The sequence below is a fragment of the Streptomyces sp. NPDC012508 genome, assembly GCF_042902595.1.
GTDB lineage: Bacteria > Actinomycetota > Actinomycetes > Streptomycetales > Streptomycetaceae > Streptomyces.
Genome location: NZ_JBIBEO010000001.1, coordinates 153873 through 171553, shown reverse-complemented (window position 1 = coordinate 171553; position 17681 = coordinate 153873). Strand labels below are relative to the sequence as shown.

The following is a 17681-nucleotide window of genomic DNA, read 5'->3' as shown; positions in this document are numbered from 1 at the left end:
CACCCACTCAGGAGGACGGATGAAGCGGCCCGGAAAGCGGCCCACTCCGGTAAGACCCCTGCTCGGTACGGCCCTCGCGCTGCTGGCGCTGTTCACGTCGGCGGCCCCCACCACCGCCGCCCCCACCACCGCCGCCCCCACCACCGCGGCCCCCACGCCGGACGTGGGGCCGCGCCCCGTGGTCACCGTGGCGCAGGGCAAGCTGCGCGGACAGAACCACGACGGAGCGCAGGAGTTCCTCGGCGTCCCGTACGCGGCGCCCCCGGTCGGGGAGGCCAGGCTGCGGGCGCCCCGCGAACCGCGCCGCTGGAGCGGCGTCCGCGAGGCGGACCGCCAGGCACCGGCCTGTGTGCAGTTCTCGCCGTTCGGCCTCGCCGACCCGTCGGCCGTCAGCGAGGACTGCCTGTACCTGGACGTGTACCGGCCGAAAGGAGTCAGGGCGGGTGCCCGGCTGCCGGTGATCCTCTGGATCCACGGGGGTGCGTACAGCCAGGGCGCCGGCACCCAGTTCGGTGGCCGGACGATGGCCGAGCTCACCGACAGTGTCGTGGTCAGCATCAACTACCGTCTGGGGCAGCTGGGTTACCTGGCACACCCCGAACTCGTGGGGGAGAACGCGCGGAGCTCCGGCTCCTTCGGTCTGCTGGATCAGGTCGAGGCGCTGCGCTGGACACGGCAGAACATCGCGGCGTTCGGCGGCAACCCCGGCAATGTGACCGTCTCGGGACAGTCGGCGGGCAGCGGCTCGGTGTGCGGGCTGCTCGCGGCGCCCTCGGCGGCCGGACTCTTCCACCGTGCCGTGCTGCAGAGCGGGCCGTGCACCCTGATTCGTACGCCTGACAGCGCGCGGGCCGCCACACAGGCCCGGGAGTTCGCCGCAGCGGCCGGTTGCACCGATCCGGACCGGGTCGCCGCGTGCCTGCGCGCCGCCCCCGCCGGCGCGCTGGTCGAGGCGGCGCGCACGCTGCCGACCTCGGGACCGGCCTCGGGCGACGGGCTGCTTCCGGTGGATCCGGCGGAGGCGATCGGAAGCGGGGAGTGGAACAAGGTGCCCGTGCTCATCGGGAGCACCCGCTCCGAGTCGCGGCTGTTCGTGGCGCTGTCGCAGCCGCGCCTGACGGAGGCGGAGTACACGGCGCAGATCCTCGCGAGTCACGGGGCGGCAGGCCCGGAGGTGCTCGCGCGCTACCCGGTCTCGGCGTACGGCTCGCCGTACCTGGCGCTGTCGGCGGTCATGACCGACTCCTCCTTCGCCTGTCACACGGCGTGGACGGCGCGGCTCCTCGCCTCACAGGTGCCGACGTTCTTCTACGAGTTCGACGACCCCGATTCCCCGACCCTGGCGGGTGCGCAGGTTCCCGGTCTCGACATGTCGAACGCGCACAGCGCCGAGCTGGCGTACCTGCACGACTTCACGGCGGGTGACCGGCCTCTGACCCCGGTCCAGACGGCGCTCGCGACGCGGATGAAGCGCTACTGGGGCGCCTTCGCACGCTTCGGTGCGCCGACGGTACCGGGCCAGACCCCCTGGCCCGCGGCCCGGACCGGAACCGGGAGCGGTTCCGGGGAGACCACCGTGCTCACGCTCAACCCGCAGGCCACACAGCCCAGTTCGACGTTCGCGTCGGATCACCGGTGCGCCTTCTGGCAGAGCCGGCCGAGCGGACAGCCGCTGTAGCGACGCCACCGGCCTCGCGCCGACCACGATGTCCCTGACGCCCGGCAGCCCAGAGTCTCACTGGACGGCCGGGCGGACGGGCGGAGCGCCGGTCCGCGGCGAGGTCCACGGCGAGGTCCGCAGCGGGGTCCGAGGCTCGCGGCGAGGTCCGCGGTGCCGCATGAACGGGCGTCGCGCGGGTATCTGCCCTGGTGGCGGCAAGGGGGCCAGTTCTCTGCACCGGCCGCCGGCAGTCGAGTGGTCAGTGGAGACGAGCGACGGTCGCCGGACTCGGGGTGAGCGACACGTCATGCGGTTCGCGGAGGCGAACGATGAGTTTTCCCTTGCCCGACAGCGTCGACGCCCTCAAAAGCATGATCGACCGAGAGATCTCCTCCCTGCGCGCCACGGTGCGCCGGACCACGGGGAGTCAGCTGGGCGGCCCGACCGGTACGGAGCTGGCGTCGCCGGTGCAGTCCCTGGCCGTGCTGCCACCCCACGTCGGCTCGGACGGGGCACCCCGGTGTCTGTGCAGCACACATGAGCCGGGCGGCAGCGGGGTGTGTACGGTGCTCCCCGCGATCCCCGCTTCGGCCGTACTCCTCGAACCCGTGTGGGACGAGGCCGACGCCGTCCTCGACTTCCGGATCGTGGCAGGCAACCGCGTACGGTCGGCGGACTGGCTGGAGCCGCCGGACCACCTGGTCGGACAGCGGTTCCTGGAGGCGCGCCCCGGCGCGGCGCACTCCGGCCTGCTGGCGGCCCTGGCCGATGTGGTGGACACCGGCAGGCCCCTGGACGGGCGGGTGGTCGACTACACGGAGGAGCGGCTCGGCCGGATCCACCGGACCCCGCTGCTCTACTCCGCGGCCCGCTGCGGTGAACAGGTGCTGGCGACCTGGCGACCCGTACAGAGCCAGGCGGAACTGCTCACCATCGACGCGCAGTACCTGGCGTCGATGGGGTGGGGAAACTGGGATCTGCTCTCGGGGAAGGTGACCTGGTCGGAGGGGCTCAGCCGCATCTTCCACGCCGAAGTACGCATGCCGTGGTCACTGGAGCAGCTGTGCGACGCGCTGCTGCCGGACGATCTGACGGCGTTCTCCGAATTCCTCACCTCGGTGCTCGCGGGCGAAGAGCCCGCCTGGACACGGATCCGCTTCCTCGTGCTCGGAGAGCTCCGCACGCTCGACCTTCTGGGGCGGCCGGTCGCCGGCACGGACGGCCGGCCGTGGGCCGTCAACCTCGTGGCACGCGACCTCACCCCGCAGATCCGCAGCAGGCGGCGACTGGCGGAGACGGAACGGGAGTCGGACCTGCTGCGGAGGCGTACGGAGGCGGAGCGGAGGGTCGCGGACGCGCTGCGCGAGGCGATTCTCCCCACGGTGCCGGAGGCGCTGGCGGCGGTCGGTCTCACCGTGGCGGCCTCCTACCGGCCGGCGGAGCCCGACGCGGCCGTGGGCGGCGACTGGTACAAGTGCAGGCTGCTGCCCGACGGCCGGGTGCTCGTGGCGATCGGCGACGCCTCGGGGCACGGTCTGGAAGCCGTGGCACGTATGGCGCAGCAGCGGCACGCCCTGGCGGGCCTGGCCCAGACAGGCGCGTCCGCCGGGGAGATCACGACCTGGCTGAACGAACTGGTGTGCAGCGACCCGGCAGGGCAGACGGCCACCGTCGTGGCCGGCCACATCGACCACGACAAGACCCTGCACTGGGCCGACGCCGGCCACCCCGCCCCACTGCTTCTGCGCGACGGCAACGTCGAGCCGCTCGACGCGGACCACCGTGGCCCGCTCCTCGGAGCGCTGCCGGGGTACGCGTACGAGACCTCGTCGGTACCGCTTCGCACCGGCGACCTGCTGGTGCTGTACACCGACGGCATGGTCGAGCGCCGGGACGAGGACGTGACCGTCGGGATCGACCGTCTGGCGCACGCCGTGGCGGCGTCGGCCACGCTGGAGCCACCCCGGCTGATCGACACTTTGGTGGCCGACCCCGGGATCGCGGGCCAGGAGGACGACGCATGCCTGCTGGCGATCCGGGTGGACTGAGCGAGCCGACGCCCGCTCCCCTCCCCACTGCGCACCGGACGCGAAGCGCCGCGTACGACGCGTACGCGGAACCAACGCGTACAGCACCTTCGTGGAACCGACGCGAGCGACGCCTCCGCGGAACCGCCGCGTACGACACCTGACGCGGAACCGACACGTACAACACCTTCGCGGAACCGCGCGAGCGACGCCTCCGCGGAACCGCCGCGTACGACGCCTACGCGCTGAACCGGGAAGGACGCGGCATCATCGGAGGTGACGCGAGGGGTCGTGCCGCGCCCCGGCGGGGCGGAGGCGGAACGAAGGAGTGCTGCACGATGCGCATCCTCATGGTGGGGGCGGGAGGCGTGGGCACGGCGATCACCAGGATCGCGGCCCGCCGCTCCTTCTTCGAACACATCGTCGTCGCCGACTACGACCTGACGCGGGCCGAGGCGGCCGTCGCCGCCCTCGGGGCGGACGAGCGCAGATTCTCCGCGGCCCGGCTCGACGCCTCGGACGCGCACGGGGTCCGGGCGGCCCTGGCCGAGCACCGCTGCGACGTCCTCCTCAACGCCACCGATCCACGCTTCGTCCTGCCCCTCTTCGAGGCCGCGCTCGCCGAGCGCGCCCACTACCTCGACATGGCCATGTCCCTGTCCCGGCCCCACCCTTCGCGGCCGTACGAGGAGTGCGGCGTCAAGCTGGGGGACGAGCAGTTCGCTCGCTCGGCCGAGTGGGAGGCGGCCGACCGGCTCGCGCTCGTGGGCATGGGCGTGGAGCCGGGCCTCTCCGACGTCTTCGCCCGCCACGCCTCCGACACGCTCTTCGACGAGATCGAGGAGATCGGCATCCGCGACGGCGCCGACCTCGTCGTCCACGGCTACGACTTCGCACCGTCCTTCAGCATCTGGACGACGATCGAGGAGTGCCTCAACCCGCCCGTCGTCTACGAGGAGGGGCGCGGCTGGTTCACCACCGCACCCTTCAGCGAACCGGAGGTCTTCGACTTCCCGGAGGGCATCGGACCGGTGGAGTGCGTCAACGTCGAGCACGAGGAGGTGCTGCTGGTCCCCAGGTGGCTGAAGGCCCGGCGGGTCACGTTCAAGTACGGCCTCGGCGACGAGTTCATCGGCGTCCTGCGCACCCTCCACAAACTGGGGCTCGACAGCACGGACCCGGTGACCGTGGACGGCGCCACGGGCAAGGTCGCCGTCTCGCCGCGTGACGTCGTCGCCGCCTGTCTGCCCGATCCGGCGACCCTCGGCGACCGGATGAGCGGCAAGACGTGCGCGGGCACCTGGGTGAAGGGAACCAAGGACGGCCGGCCCCGGGAGGTCTACCTCTACCACGTGGTCGACAACGAGTGGTCGATGCGCGAGTACGGCTCCCAGGCCGTCGTGTGGCAGACCGCCATCAACCCCGTGGCCGCGCTCGAACTCGTCGCGTCCGGCGCCTGGCACGGCCGGGGCGTCCTCGGCCCCGAGGCGATGGAGCCGCAGCCCTTCCTCGACCTGCTCACGGAGTACGGCGCGCCATGGGGCATGCGCGAGCAGTGACAGCGCTCCGACACGGTCGGCCCACGTGCGCATGCAGGGACGGACGGGCCTACCTACGATGAAGGCGTCAGGTCTCGCTGTTCTGTCTGGCTCGACGGGAGCGAGGGAACATGGCCGCCGAGGATGCCGCGCCCGCCGGGCGCCCCCAGGGTCTGAAAGCCAACGCGATCGGTTTTGTCGATGCGCTCGTCATCGGGCTCAACTCGACCTCCCCCGCCTACTCGCTCGCGGCCGTCATCGGGCCGATCGTCGCCCTGGTCGGGATCTATGCGCCGGGCGTGATGTTCGCGTCCTTCGTGCCGATGCTGCTGATCGCCTCGGCCTTCTACTACCTGAACAAGGTCGACCAGGACTGCGGTACGACGTTCTCTTGGGTCACGCGCGCCATGGGCCCGTGGGCCGGCTGGCTCGGCGGCTGGGCGATCGCGATGACCGGAGTCCTGGTCGTCGGCTCGCTCGCCGACGTGGCCGTGAGCTTCGCCCTGCTCGCCTTCGGCCTCGACAGCTGGGTGGACAACACCTTCGTACGCCAACTGCTCACCGTGCTGGTCATCCTGGTGATGACGGCCGTGTGCGTCATCGGCACCGAGCTGTCGGCCAAGGTGCAGAACGTCCTCATCCTGGCGCAGGTCGCCTGCCTGCTGATCTTCGTGGTCGTGGCGATCTACAGCGTCTACGCCGGCACGAGCAAGTACCCGTCGGTCGACCCCGAATTCAGCTGGCTGAACCCGTTCGGTGCCGGCGGTGCGGCGCTGACCGGCGGGCTCCTGCTCGGTGTCTTCATCTACTGGGGATGGGAATCGGCGGTCAACCTCACCGAAGAGGTGGAGGACTCCGCGACCGCTCCGGGCAAGGCCGGCCTCTGGTCGACCGTCATCCTGCTCGTGACGTACGTGTCCGTGGGCTTCGCGGTCGTCGCCTACGCCGGTCCGACGTTCCTGGCCGAGAACGCCGGCGAGGAGGAGTTCATCTTCGCCCAGCTCGCCGGGGACGTACTGGGCGGCTGGGACTGGGTCCTGCTCCTCGCCGTCTCCACCTCCGCCATCGCCTCCACCCAGACGACGATCATCCCGGCCTCGCGCACCGCCCTGTCCATGGCACGCCGCCGTGCGCTGCCCGCCCACTACGGTCACATCAGCCCCCGATTCCGCACCCCCGACATCAGCACGTGGTGGGTCGCGGGGATCGCCATCGCCTGGTACCTCGTGGTGAGCCAGATCAGCGAGAACGCCCTCTACGACTCGCTCACCGCGCTGTCGCTGCTGATCGCGTTCTACTACGCGCTCACGGGCCTGGCCTGCGCGGTCTACTACCGCCGCCACCTCTTCGAGAGCGTCCACAACTTCCTGCTGATCGGCCTGGGCCCCCTGGTCGGCGCCGGGCTGCTGATCTGGCTCCTCGTGCGATCCGTCTCCGACATGTCGGACCCGGAGAACTCCTACAGCGGCACGTCGTGGTTCGGCCTCGGCCCGCCGCTCGTCATCGGCATCGGCATCGCTGTCACCGGTGTGGTCATCATGCTCGTATGGCGCCTGCGGGCCCCCGCGTTCTGGCAGGAGCGCCCGAGCGTGGCGGACCCCGAACTGGTCCACGGCGACGGCCACGGCCACGGCAAGGAGACCTGAGATGTCGGTCGTTCTGGGCTACGACGAATCACCAGGCGCCGCCCGCGCGCTGCGCATCGCGGTCGAGGTGGCCGCCGCGTTCGACGAGCGGCTCGTACTGGTCTACGGCGCCGCGGCCCCCGGCCCGACGGGCGAGGAGTACGCGTCCCACCACGAGGCCGTCCGTCAGGCCGGCCGGATCGGCCTGGAACACGCGGTCACGGAGGCCGACCGCGCGGGGGTCCCGACCACCGTCGAGGTGATCGACGACAAGCCGGCGCCGGCCCTGATCGACGCGGCGAACCGCCATGGCGCACGCGTGATCGTGGTGGGCAGCTGGGGCGAAAGCCCCATGCGAGGCGCGCTGCTGGGCTCGACGCCTCACAAGCTCCTTCACATGTCGACCGTCCCTGTGCTGTGCGTCCCGCCGGAGGAATGAGGCGGGCGGGACGGAGACGGTGTCCGGAGCCGACCGATGAGTTTCGCCGTGACCCGCAGTCAGAGATCATGATGGGTTACCGGCCGACCCGCCGGGCACACGACGAGACACCGAGGATTCCACGATGCGTACTCTGATCAGCACCGCCTTCATCTCGCTCGACGGCGTCGTGGAGGGGCCGGGCGGCGAGCCCGGCTACCGGAACTCCGGGTGGACCTTCAAGGACATCGAGTTCCTCCCCGAGGCGTACGAGATCAAGGGCCGTGAGCAGAAGGAGGCCACGGCGATCATGCTCGGCCGGACCAGCTACGAGGCCTTCAGCGCGGTGTGGCCCGACATGGAGGACTTCGCCGACTACAAGGTGATGCCGAAGTACGTCGTCTCCACCACCCTCACCGAGGACGACCTGGTCACGAACTGGGGCGAGACCACGATCCTGCGCTCGCTCGACGACGTCGCCGCGCTCAAGGAGACCGACGGCGGCCCGATCATCGTCCACGGCAGCGCCACCCTGAACCAGGCGCTGTCGGACGCCGGCCTGATCGACCGCTACCACCTGCTGGTCTTCCCGTTCCTGCTCGGCGCGGGCAAGCGACTCTTCAGCGCCACGGACAAGGACGCCCAGAAGCTGAAGCTGGTCGAGCACGAGGTGTACGCCAACGGCCTGCAGAAGAACGTCTTCGACGTCGTCCGCTGACCGCGCTCCCGGGCTCGCCCGCAGCGCCGCCCGCCCAGCCGCGGCTGGGCGGGCGGCGCCGCAAGCGGGATGGCCGCGCGCCAGAGGTACGTCCACCTGCGAATCTTCCGTGGCCACCCGTCCGGCCTGCGCTGTTCACCGTGGCACGGTGGACACATTCCGGTTCGGGCGCCGCCGGGCGCCGTCGGGCACCGGCCGTGCCCGCCCCTCCCGGCCGGGTGCGCGGGAGGGTGGCGACGTTGCGACGAGTGAGAGCAGGCGTGGCGTGGGCCTTCAGGAGCGAGGGAAGCGGCACTGAGCGATGCCGCGGCAGCGTGACGGGTGGAGGCCCTCTTCAAGGCGATGGCGGCGGACTTCCTCCTCCGGGAGCAGTTCGTCACCGATCCGGCCCAGATCCTCGCGGAGTACGTACGGGGCGAGCGACGGGAGCAGCGCCAGGCGGAGGAAACCGACCGGCTCATCCACGCGGTCATGTCCAACCCGGGACTCGTCCGCTGGATCCGCGACCTCGCGCGCGGCCCCGGCAGAGCGCGAAGCCGGACGCCGGCCTCGCCGGCTTCGGACGGGCGGTGATCGACAACGGCGCGGCGGACGTCGTGACGGCCCTGGTCGCCACCTCGGGCGAGGGCACCGGCGTCGTGGGGCTCGACGCGTCCCTGTTTCGTGTCATCGCCGACAGCAGCATCTTCGGATCCCCGGCTCTACGCGGAGCTCGTACGGAACCGCCGCTGCCGGAGCGTGAACTGCTGCCTCTACGACGAGCCGGGTGACGTCGACTTCGTCGAGGATGCCGGCACGGTCGGCGGCAGCCTCGACGAGTACCACCCTGCGCTGCTGGACTGCGCCCGCCGGGTGCTCGGCACCGCCCCCGGCCTGCCGCCGCCGACCGGCGCGGACCGTCGCTCCGTGCTGCGCGAGTACGGCGTGCCCCCGGTCGTCGACTACTGGAGCCTGGACACCGAGGGCGCGGAACTCGTCCTCCTGCAGAGCTTCCCCTTCGACGACTTCGACGTCCGCGTGCTCACCGGCCCGCAGCCGCGCTGCGGGTCGGACACGTCGGCCGGCTTCGGGGTCGTCTAGACGACGTGAGCCGTTCCTCCCTCGGCGGCCAAGGCCTGGGCGATGCGGCGGTTCGTCTCCTGCCACTCCTCCGCCGGGACCTTCGGCAGCACGTCGCTCCAGAGGGGCAGACAGGTTCCGCGCAGCTGCAGCATGCCGGCAGGTCGGGCGAAGAACCACACGTGGAAGTGCGAACCACCGTCGCCCCAGCGGTTGATGTGCACGCGCGCGATCCCGTCGAGGGACATCAGCGCGCGCTCCACGCGCTGCAGCATGCCGCCCAACTGCGCCGCCCGTTCCGGCGCCAGGTCCGCCAGGTCGCCGTGGTCGTGCGGAAGGAGCATCACCTGCGCCGGTACGCCCGCCGGCTCCGCGAAGCCGCGTACCTTCCAGTGCTCGTCACTCCACAGCGTCGGCCCCTCGGTGTCCACGCAGCCGGGGCACTCCTCGCCGTCCTCGCCCTTGCGGGGCGGTTCGGGCAGTACGGGCTCGTCGAGCACACGGATGCGGAGGTCACCCTCGTAAGGGAAGACCTCCCAGAACGGGATGCCGCCTTCCGGCAGGGAGATCCGCTCGCCGATCGGCAACCGCTGGACGAATTCGCTGGGTTCGACGCTCATGGCCAGAGCCTCGCACAGTGTGTACGGCTCGTGGGGGTGGACTGCGGAGCGTTCAGCTCCGGTCGGCGGGACTCAGCGAGCTCAGTGACCGGCGCCGGCCTTCACCAGGGCGATGGCCACGCCGATCGCCGCGTCGACGGCGCCCGCGATCAGGGCGAGGAGCCGGCCGCCGCCCATGCGCAGGCCGCCGATGAAGCCCCAGAGGAAGAGCGAGGCGATGGCCAGCCCCGCCGCCGTCAGGAGCGCCGTGTGGAGGCTCATGGTCCCGAGCGCGGCGAGAGCGATCATCACGCTCGGAGCCACCGCGCAGGAGAGGAGCGGGCTGCTGACGTAGAGCATGCGGCGCAGTTCGCTGCCCGTGGCGAAGCTGCGGTGCACCGTGCGGTGGGCCTGCTGGTCCGCGGTGAACGCGGCCATCCACAGCGCGAGCGCCGTCGTCACGACGGTCGCCGCCGCCCCCGCCGGTCCGGCATGACCGGCGGTCAGGCCCACGATCACGGCGATCATCGTGATCGTCGCGTAGATGCGCTCCTTGAGCCGGCTCGCAAGAGTGCTGGTCGTGGCCTCGGACGGTGCCCCCGACCGTGCATGCTCGGTCACTCGATCCCCTTCCGCGGTCGTGTCCCTCAGCATGCCCGCCGGGATCGTCCGGAGCCGGTAACCACACCCGGCCCGGGGGAGGGGGAGGGGATCCGCCAGACCGTCCGCCGGTCGGGCGGATCCCCAGGGTCGGTCGTCCGTCAGGGACGCGCGTTGAGCTCCGCGACGATCGAGGCGGGTGTGTGACCGCTGTTGTCCGAGAGGCGGTGGAAGTCGACGGAGACGAAGTTCGGGTCACGGCCACCGGCCGCGGGCCGGCACCGCTCGGCGATCCGGTTCCTCAGCTTGGCGCCGTTGTCGAGGGCCGCCGTGAGGACCGTCGGCACGTTGCGATGGTGGCTCATCGTGAACAGCCGCCGGAACCCCGGCTCCTGGCGGTCCAAGGGCACGTCGGACCAGCGGGTGACGCAGGCGAGGTCGTTGCCCATGTCCCCGAGGCTCCAGAAGTTGCTGACCGTCCAGGACCGGTCGTACATGACGCCCAGGTGCTCGCGGTCCGGGCGGTCGGAGAAGATCAGCAGCCGCTTCCCGGCCGTGACGAGGTCGGCGACCTTGGGCCAGCCCTGCTGCCGCACGTTCCACGCGTCGGGCCGGAAGAGCAGCTCGGGCAGTCCTCTGACCCTGCCGAGGGAGTTCCGCAGCTGGTCGGCGCCGACGTAGTCCTCGAGGAAGACGGTCACGACCTCCTGGGGGTTGGCGGCGAGGAAGTCCACCACGGTCTGCATCGTGCCGTGGAAGGACTGCCGGGGAAGGGCGTACGTGGCTCCGGCGAAGGTCTTGCACTCGCCGTGGCACAGGTACACGTCGCTGGGGTAGCAGTCGCTGCCGAAGCTGATCACGCACAGCCAGGTGCTGCGCTCGTACCAGTGCGTGTCCAGGCTCAGGCCGCGGACGCCGTTGTTCAGCTGGGCGCGGATCGACTCGGACTGGTTCGCCGAACTCCAGCGGGAGTCCTCGTAGTTGGTGAACGCGTTGTGGGTGGTGAGGAAGGAGACCTCGTCGAGGCGGCGGTCGCCCCAACGCGCGGCCGCCGAGGCGGCCCCGACGGGGGTACCGGCGGCCTGGGATCCGGCGACTGAGGTTCCGGCGGCCTGGGATCCGGCGGAGGGGGCGGCCGCCGGAGCCGAGGCGGTCGCCAGAGCAGGCGTGCCCAGGAGGGTCAACAGGAGGAGGAGTACGAAGGAGTACCGGCCGGTTCTTCGCAGGGAAGCGGCGCGGGCGGCTCGTGGGCCGGGTGCTGGTGCGGCTGTTCGGAAGCGCCCATGTGCTCCCCGCCGCTGCATGCTCATGCCAATCATGCGCCGGAGGGTAGCGCGCGGACCGCCGATTCGCCCCCCAGCGGACGTGTACGGCCGATATCCGACGTCACGCGAACGTCCGGGGTGTCACCCCGGCAGCGTCGCCGGCGGGCAGCCGAGCGCGCTCGCCCGCTCCAACCACACCTGGAGCGTGGCGAAATCGGCGTCCCTGAGCCCCCGGCGCGCATCGACTCGATGGAGCAGCGCCTGACCTTGGTGGTGGGCGGCGACCCAGGCGCGATCGCGGTCGGTGATCTCGTCGTCGACCCAGACGAACGGGCGCCCCGCTGCCCAGTCGGCCAGAGCGCGGGTCTTCCAGTGCAGACCGTTCCGCTCGTCCCGCTCATCGACCGCGGACGGCTCGGGCCAGTTCACCACGGGCAGGCGGGGCAGCCCCAGACGTGGCGCGACGCAGTCGTTCGCGTCGGACATCCAGGTCGTGGCCCACACCAGCGCGCAGGGCAGCGCCGCCAGCCGAGGTCCGTGCGCGGGATCGATCCTGGCCAGAAGCGGGTTCGCGGAGGTCTCCCGCAGCGCGGGGCCACCCTCGTACGCCGGGTACTCGTGCGGCGCCGCTCCGAAGGGAATGAGCGGCCCGTCGACGTCGAGGAAGAGGAGGGGCAGGGGGCTTACGGAATCGGCCACGTCACCCACGGTATCCCTCTCGCCGAAGTCGCCTTCCGTCGTGGCGCCGCCGGTGGGCGACGCAGAGCCTCAAGGGCCCGTCGCCGCGCCCTTTCCGCCGTCCGGCCGTTCCGGGCGGCTTGCGGACGTTTCCGTACCCCGGTCGGGTGTCTCCGCTGCCGTGGCCCGCGCGCTGTCCCGATCCTTCCGGTCCCCGAGCTCGCCCGTGATCCGTTCCAGGTCCGTCACCAGCGAGTCCAGCCACGACACCGCCGCGTAGTACTGCCATGGCGCGCCCGGCGGTTCGGCGGAGAAGTCGTCGAAGGTCCGGGCCCGGAGCGGCACGGTGGTGTCCGGGGTGTCGCCGGTCGGGTCCAGGCGCGCGGAGACCAGCAGCATGCCCGCCGCCACCCGGTCTCCGATCCGGGTGACCGCCTCGGTCGGATCCCGGTCCAGCGGCGCCACGACGACCGGCTCGGGCGGTACGAGCAGCCGATCGGCGCCCCACAGCGTGTGGTGGCCGGCCATGAGCGTGGCCTGCCAGTCGTACCGGCCGGAGGGTACCGCCAACCCCTTCGGCTCGCTCTGGTACTGCGCGTACGCCGCCTCCGCCATGATCAGCGCGTGTTGCAGCGACCGGTGCCCAGGCGCCGTCAGCAGTGGTACGCGTGTCCCGCCCGCGGCGACCTGGGCGGTCGTCTCCGCCGCGGTCTCCGCGGCATGGCGCAGCAGGGTCGCCACCGAGCGCCGCAGTTCGTCATGGGCGCCCCGGGGCCAGGCGAGCAGACCGAACACGGCGCCGATCGCGCTGCCGGCCAGCACGTCCAGGAGCCGGAACTCCGCGAGCTGCCAGGTCGCGGGTGCCAGCTGCGCGAAGACCAGGGCGATGACGACCGTGAACATCGCCTGCGACCAGCCCACGCCCTTCACCGGACCCAGGGTGAAGGTGACCAGCATCAGCGGGGGCAGCGCTGCCGCGTACACCTCGATGTCCGTCCCGACGAGCGCCAGCAGCGTGGCCGCGATCAGCGCACCGACGAGCGTCCCGGTGAGCGCCACCCGCACCGTGCTCCTCGTCTCCCGGGCCGTCGTCCGGGTCAGGGTGAGGGTGGCGAGGAGCAGCCAGAAGCCGTGCGGGAGCGTGTCGAGACCGGCGATCGCCCGGGCCGCTGCCAGCGCCAGGCTGATGCGTACGGCGTTCTGGAAGAAGACGGAGCGCTGCCCCAGATGGCCCGTCAGCCGCCGCCACCACAGCGCCGGCGCCCGCATCCGCGCGTACCAGAACCGCCCCGGCGCCGCCGTCGCCGCGGCCGCCCGCCCCCGTACGGCGATGTCCGCGGCGGTGGACATCGCCAGCGCGGCGTCCGCCACCTCCAGGGCCGCCGCATGGCGGCGCAGCTCGGCGGGCACGGCACGCCCGTCCGGAGGCTCCGCTGCCAGCGCCTGCCGCACCCGCCACAGTTCGGCGTGCGCGGCGGTGCCGGACCGCCCGCCCCGCAGGCGGACCGCGGTCTCCCGCGCGGTGTCCCGTACGGCGCGCAGCACGTCCAGCCCGACATCCGTGGACGTGGGGTTGCCGGGCAGTGGCTGGAGCATGGCCAGCCGCGCCAGCAGCGTGCGGGCCGCAAGCCCGGTGTGGGCCAGGGCCCGGTCCCGTACGCTCGGCCCCGCCGGCCGCTCGGCCTCCGGAACCTGCGAGGACCGCAGGCCGTTGCTGAGTGGCCGCGCCGCGCGCAGGGTCGTTTCGGAGAGCGCGTACGGCGGAGAGGCCAGCGCGCCGGCGAAGCGCTCCGCGCAGTCGGCGGCCCGGGCGGCGCGCTCCCGGTACGGAACGGTCGGCGGGTGATCGGGGAGCAGAAACGCCTCGGCGAGGATCAGCAGGGCGAGACCGACCGTCGCGCCCACCAGGCGATCGCCGAGCGAGCCGGGGTCGTACGGCGGGAAGGACGGCAGGATGTACATCAGCTGCAGCCCCGGCGCGGCGCCGGCCGGGCGGGGGCCGCCCACGGCGATGAAGGCCAGCACGAAGCCGATGACCAGCATGCCGACGGCGGCGCTCCACGTCCGTACGGAGAGATACGTGCCGATCGTGATCAGCACCCAGCAGACAGGCACCGCAGGCAGCAGGATCGCGGCCCGCTGCCGCCCGGTGCCGGGGATGTGCGACAGGCCGGCCATCGCGACGGCGGCGAAGAGCGCGTAGGTGGCGGCGACGGCGGAGTCGAAGCCGTACAGGAACAGGTAGAAGCCGGCGCTCGCGGCGAGCGTGACCCGCACCGACCGCCGTGCCGTCGCCGCATAGGCGGCCGGCAGCCGCAGCTTGGGAACGCCACCCATACCACCAGCATCACCCGCCCCGGCGGGTCCGGCGCGTCCGGCTCGTCCGGTTGGCCTCCGCCCGCCCATACGCGACGGGGTGCCCCCGGAGTCGATCGGCTGCCGGCGGGGGGCTGGGTACGGTGGCCTAGCATCCAGGCCATGGCGATGTTCGTGCACGTGACGTCGGCGGCGAACGCGCCCCGTATCAGGCGGTCCGGGATCCGGGCGGCGAGCCACGGGCAGGGCGACGTGCGCGGTGTCTACTGCTTCCCGGTGCTGCCGTCCTACACCCTCACCCACCAGTGGCTCCGTGAACTGGCCCGGTTCGGCGGCAGGGGCGGGCTTGTGGCCGTCCACGTACGGCTGGACGACGACGAGGACGTACTGGTCGGGCACTACGCGGACCGGGCGCGGCACACCCGGTCCACCGTTCCCGCCGCCCAGGCGGTGCGGCGCATCGCCGCGCTGGACGATCCGCGTGGGTGGGAGGTGTTCGTACCCCGGGCGATCCGGCCGCGCGAGGTCCACCGGATCCGTACCGCGCCGCAGGTGGCGGGGTGGCGGTACCGACCGGACGCGCACGGCACGCGCCCCTGCACCTGCTTCGGCTGCCGGGTGCGCGGAGGGTACGGGGCGCGGCGCCTGAGAGAGCGGCTGCCGCACCCGCTGGACGGCCCGCCGCCACCGGTCAGGATGCTGCTCGCCGGCATCGCGGCAGCCGGGGACCCGGGCGACCCCGCGGCGCTGCGGCAGGCACTGCACTGGTTCGGGATGCGCCGCAAGGGCCCGCTCGACCGACTGGCCCACCTCGCCGCCCACCCCGACCCCGGGGTCCGGGAGGACCTGGTGTGGGCGGTCGCCGGTTGGTCCACCCCGGGGGTCGGCGAGCTGCTGGACGCGCTGGCGGACGACGTGCACGCGGAGGTCCGGGAGGCGGTGGAGGCGGTGCGCGAGTCCGAGTGACGCCTGAGGCCTGGCGCCTGGCACTCGCGTCCGCCGTCGCAGTTCGTGGTCGCCCCCAGGCCTCCCTGGAACGGTGTCCGTTCCAGGGAGGCCCTGAGGCTTGCCGACGGTGTGTCAGGCGGTGTGCAGGGTCAGGCCGTACCGGCCGAGGATCTCGTTGACCGGCTGGAACCACGTCTCGCCGCCGGACGAGCAGTTGCCCCAACCGCCGGACGTGACACCCTGGGCCTGGTCCCCGCTGATGAACGCACCACCCGAGTCGCCGCCCTCGGCGCAGACGCTGGTCTTGGTCATCTGGTGGACGGCGCCCTGGCTGTAGTTGACCGTCTCGTTCATCGCGAGGACGGTGCCGCAGTGCCACCGCGTCGTGGAGCCCGAACGGCAGATCGACGAGCCTACCGGCGCCACCGCGGAGCCGCGGACGAGCCGGTCCGGGACGGTGCCCCAGCCGAGGACCACGGGCACGGTCCACCAGCCGCTGTGGATGCTCACGTAGGCGTAGTCGTCACCGGGGAACGAGGAGCCCTGGAAGGTGCCCATCGCGGAGCCGTCCCAGCCACGCACCGCGGCCCCGGCCCGTCCGCAGTGCCCGGCCGTCACGAATCCGCCGTGCACGGAGAAGCCGATCGAGCAGCGGACGTTGCCGGTGTAGTACGGGTCGCCGCCGACCGTTCCGGCGGCGTACGTGCGCGGCGCCTGGGCCGTCTCGGTGACGGTCACGGGGGCGGTCGCGCGGGCCCGCTCGACGAACGCGCGTACGGCGGGCGCGGAACGCTCGGACCGGACGACGGTGACGACGACGCTGTTGGCCCGGGGGTCGACGTGCCAGCCGGCGACGCCCGCCGGGGCGGCGAGCGCGTCCAGCCGGGACTTGGCCCGGTCCAGCGTGGCGGCACTGTGCCGGACCAGCCGGGTCCCGGCGCCCAAGGCGCGCACCTCGGCCTCTTCGGACCGGTCGGTGAGCGCGACGACGAGCCGGCCGGCCGCCGGGTCGAACCACGAACCGCCGTAGTCCGGGCCGGCGGCCCGGCGAGCGTCCTCCTCGACGCCCGCCGCGGCCTTCTCGGCCCGCAGCCGCTCTTCGGCCTGCTCGGCCGTCAGTCCGAGATCCCGCCGCATGGCGTCCAGAAGTCCGGCTGACGCGGAGGGCGGCACGGGCGGGGGAGCGGCCTGCGCCGGCACGGCATGGGCGGCGCCGAGGCCGACGGTGATCAGCAGGGCGGCGAAGACGGCGGGCAGGGGTCTGATGGTGCGTTTCACGAAGCCTCCAGATGTGGGGGAGTCGTACGCATGAGAGCGCTCTCAGAACGCTTCAGGGCGCCACGCTAACGGGAATGGCTTGTCAGGTCCATACCAGGAACAGGCCGTCCGGTGACGAGTCGTCGGCGACGCGCGGAAGGGCGTAGCGGTGGAGTCCGGAACTCGCTCGTGAAGGCATGGCGTAGGTCCAACGAACATGACAGGAGTGCCAGTTCGGGCGACCAGGGGTGGGGCCGCCATGCGGCTGGTCAGACAGGGAGGGGTTGCGCGCGAGGGGTGAGGCCCCGGCGATCTGCGTGGCCGGGGCGAGGCCGACGTGGAAGTCGGCGGGGCATCGGGGCTGGTGAGGCGCCAGGCGGGGCGCCACGGCCATCCCGGGGCCGGAGGCGCAGCCCTCGTGGAGGACCGCGAGAACGCGACGGGTCTGCTCCTCGCCGGACCGTGTCGGCGGAGGTCGACGGGGCATGAACCGGTCGTCAGCCGCCCTGGCCCTGCGTAGGCGAGGTGTCAGGGCTCGACCGGGCCCCGTTCAGGAGGAGTTCGCGCGAAACGCGGACGGCGAGCCGCCCCTGCCCGGCAAGGCCGCAGGCTCTTGCCGCCGTTCCGCGGTCGCCGGGCCGCCGACCCTCGTACCGAGCGGGCGAACGGTCACCAGGTCGAAGGGATCCCGTTGTTCACGTCGGGGGGTGTGGCCGGGGCGCTCAGGACAGCGATCAGGATCAGCCCAAGGATGGCGATGACGGCCAGGACGACCGCCGCCACGACACGCGCGCGATGTCGCCGTGAGGCGCGGACCTCGCCGGACGGCGTCGGCTGCTTGGGGAACTGCTGGTTCAGCGCGTCCACCAAGGCCACGAGCGCCGGATCGTCGCGGCTGAGGTCCTGCTCGATCTCGGCAAGTATGCGCTGGTCATCCGCGGGGTGACTCATGACGACCGCCTCGGTTCGCCTC

General features: G+C 72.3%; 17 protein-coding genes. 10 read left to right on the top strand and 7 right to left on the bottom strand.

Annotated elements, in window-relative coordinates; translation table 11 throughout:
- Positions 1-19: 19 nt before the first annotated feature.
- The 9 genes from ACFY8U_RS00605 (at position 20) to ACFY8U_RS00565 (ending at position 9066) form a co-directional block, all read left to right on the top strand.
- The gene (locus tag ACFY8U_RS00605; RefSeq protein WP_389563779.1) at positions 20-1678 is read left to right on the top strand and encodes a carboxylesterase/lipase family protein; all 1659 of its coding nucleotides are present in this window, start codon (positions 20-22) and stop codon (positions 1676-1678) included.
- Between the two features lie 353 nt (positions 1679-2031).
- Complete coding sequence (locus ACFY8U_RS00600) at positions 2032-3708, top strand: PP2C family protein-serine/threonine phosphatase (RefSeq protein ID WP_389563776.1); 1677 nt, start codon at positions 2032-2034, stop codon at positions 3706-3708.
- 317 nt (positions 3709-4025) lie between these two features.
- Entirely contained in the window at positions 4026-5246 is a 1221-nt protein-coding gene (locus tag ACFY8U_RS00595) for a saccharopine dehydrogenase family protein (RefSeq protein WP_389563773.1), read from the top strand.
- A gap of 110 nt (positions 5247-5356) precedes the next feature.
- Positions 5357-6871, top strand: a complete 1515-nt coding sequence (locus ACFY8U_RS00590; RefSeq protein WP_389563770.1) for an APC family permease — start codon at positions 5357-5359, stop codon at positions 6869-6871.
- 1 nt (position 6872) lies between these two features.
- Positions 6873-7289, top strand: a complete 417-nt coding sequence (locus tag ACFY8U_RS00585) for a universal stress protein (RefSeq protein WP_361608872.1) — start codon at positions 6873-6875, stop codon at positions 7287-7289.
- 124 nt (positions 7290-7413) lie between these two features.
- Positions 7414-7986 carry a dihydrofolate reductase family protein gene (locus ACFY8U_RS00580; RefSeq protein ID WP_389563767.1) on the top strand — a complete coding sequence of 191 codons (573 nt, stop codon included), beginning with the start codon at positions 7414-7416 and terminating at the stop codon, positions 7984-7986.
- Between the two features lie 321 nt (positions 7987-8307).
- On the top strand, positions 8308-8559 hold the full coding sequence (locus tag ACFY8U_RS00575) for a hypothetical protein (protein WP_389563765.1): 252 nt from the start codon (positions 8308-8310) through the stop codon (positions 8557-8559).
- Positions 8556-8756: a hypothetical protein gene (locus ACFY8U_RS00570; RefSeq protein ID WP_389563762.1), complete on the top strand. Its 201-nt coding sequence runs from the start codon at positions 8556-8558 to the stop codon at positions 8754-8756. The genes ACFY8U_RS00575 and ACFY8U_RS00570 overlap by 4 nt, the downstream gene beginning before the upstream one ends.
- Positions 8725-9066: a hypothetical protein gene (locus ACFY8U_RS00565; RefSeq protein WP_389563760.1), complete on the top strand. Its 342-nt coding sequence runs from the start codon at positions 8725-8727 to the stop codon at positions 9064-9066. Before ACFY8U_RS00570 ends, ACFY8U_RS00565 begins: the two co-directional genes overlap by 32 nt.
- Here the strand turns inward: ACFY8U_RS00565 and ACFY8U_RS00560 are convergent.
- The 5 genes from ACFY8U_RS00560 to ACFY8U_RS00540 form a co-directional block, all read right to left on the bottom strand.
- The gene (locus tag ACFY8U_RS00560) at positions 9063-9665 is read right to left on the bottom strand and encodes an HIT family protein (protein ID WP_389563757.1); all 603 of its coding nucleotides are present in this window, start codon (positions 9663-9665) and stop codon (positions 9063-9065) included. The genes ACFY8U_RS00565 and ACFY8U_RS00560 overlap by 4 nt on opposite strands.
- Positions 9666-9746: 81 nt before the next feature.
- Complete coding sequence (locus ACFY8U_RS00555; protein WP_389563755.1) at positions 9747-10265, bottom strand: hypothetical protein; 519 nt, start codon at positions 10263-10265, stop codon at positions 9747-9749.
- A gap of 140 nt (positions 10266-10405) precedes the next feature.
- A complete protein-coding gene (locus ACFY8U_RS00550; protein WP_389563752.1) occupies positions 10406-11428 on the bottom strand; it encodes a PI-PLC domain-containing protein in 1023 nt (340 codons plus the stop codon).
- A 222-nt stretch (positions 11429-11650) separates the two neighbouring features.
- Complete coding sequence (locus ACFY8U_RS00545) at positions 11651-12208, bottom strand: HAD domain-containing protein (protein WP_389563749.1); 558 nt, start codon at positions 12206-12208, stop codon at positions 11651-11653.
- Between the two features lie 69 nt (positions 12209-12277).
- A complete protein-coding gene (locus tag ACFY8U_RS00540) occupies positions 12278-14524 on the bottom strand; it encodes an FUSC family protein (RefSeq protein WP_389563746.1) in 2247 nt (748 codons plus the stop codon).
- A gap of 141 nt (positions 14525-14665) precedes the next feature.
- Between ACFY8U_RS00540 and ACFY8U_RS00535 the strand changes: the two genes are divergently transcribed.
- Complete coding sequence (locus tag ACFY8U_RS00535; protein ID WP_389563743.1) at positions 14666-15469, top strand: HEAT repeat domain-containing protein; 804 nt, start codon at positions 14666-14668, stop codon at positions 15467-15469.
- 114 nt (positions 15470-15583) lie between these two features.
- Here the strand turns inward: ACFY8U_RS00535 and ACFY8U_RS00530 are convergent, their stop codons facing one another.
- Together ACFY8U_RS00530 and ACFY8U_RS00525 are read right to left on the bottom strand one after the other, a co-directional pair.
- On the bottom strand, positions 15584-16729 hold the full coding sequence (locus ACFY8U_RS00530; protein WP_389563740.1) for a S1 family peptidase: 1146 nt from the start codon (positions 16727-16729) through the stop codon (positions 15584-15586).
- A gap of 648 nt (positions 16730-17377) precedes the next feature.
- Positions 17378-17659 carry a DUF3040 domain-containing protein gene (locus ACFY8U_RS00525; protein ID WP_389563738.1) on the bottom strand — a complete coding sequence of 94 codons (282 nt, stop codon included), beginning with the start codon at positions 17657-17659 and terminating at the stop codon, positions 17378-17380.
- Positions 17660-17681: the final 22 nt, after the last annotated feature.

Coding starts and splice junctions, on each gene's coding strand:
- ACFY8U_RS00605 (WP_389563779.1), top strand. CDS start 20: ATGAAGCGGCCCGGAAAGCGGCCCACTCCGGTAAGACCCCTGCTCGGT.
- ACFY8U_RS00600 (WP_389563776.1), top strand. CDS start 2,032: ATGATCGACCGAGAGATCTCCTCCCTGCGCGCCACGGTGCGCCGGACC.
- ACFY8U_RS00595 (WP_389563773.1), top strand. CDS start 4,026: ATGCGCATCCTCATGGTGGGGGCGGGAGGCGTGGGCACGGCGATCACC.
- ACFY8U_RS00590 (WP_389563770.1), top strand. CDS start 5,357: ATGGCCGCCGAGGATGCCGCGCCCGCCGGGCGCCCCCAGGGTCTGAAA.
- ACFY8U_RS00585 (WP_361608872.1), top strand. CDS start 6,873: ATGTCGGTCGTTCTGGGCTACGACGAATCACCAGGCGCCGCCCGCGCG.
- ACFY8U_RS00580 (WP_389563767.1), top strand. CDS start 7,414: ATGCGTACTCTGATCAGCACCGCCTTCATCTCGCTCGACGGCGTCGTG.
- ACFY8U_RS00560 (WP_389563757.1), bottom strand. CDS start 9,665: ATGAGCGTCGAACCCAGCGAATTCGTCCAGCGGTTGCCGATCGGCGAG.
- ACFY8U_RS00540 (WP_389563746.1), bottom strand. CDS start 14,524: ATGGGTGGCGTTCCCAAGCTGCGGCTGCCGGCCGCCTATGCGGCGACG.
- ACFY8U_RS00535 (WP_389563743.1), top strand. CDS start 14,666: ATGGCGATGTTCGTGCACGTGACGTCGGCGGCGAACGCGCCCCGTATC.
- ACFY8U_RS00525 (WP_389563738.1), bottom strand. CDS start 17,659: ATGAGTCACCCCGCGGATGACCAGCGCATACTTGCCGAGATCGAGCAG.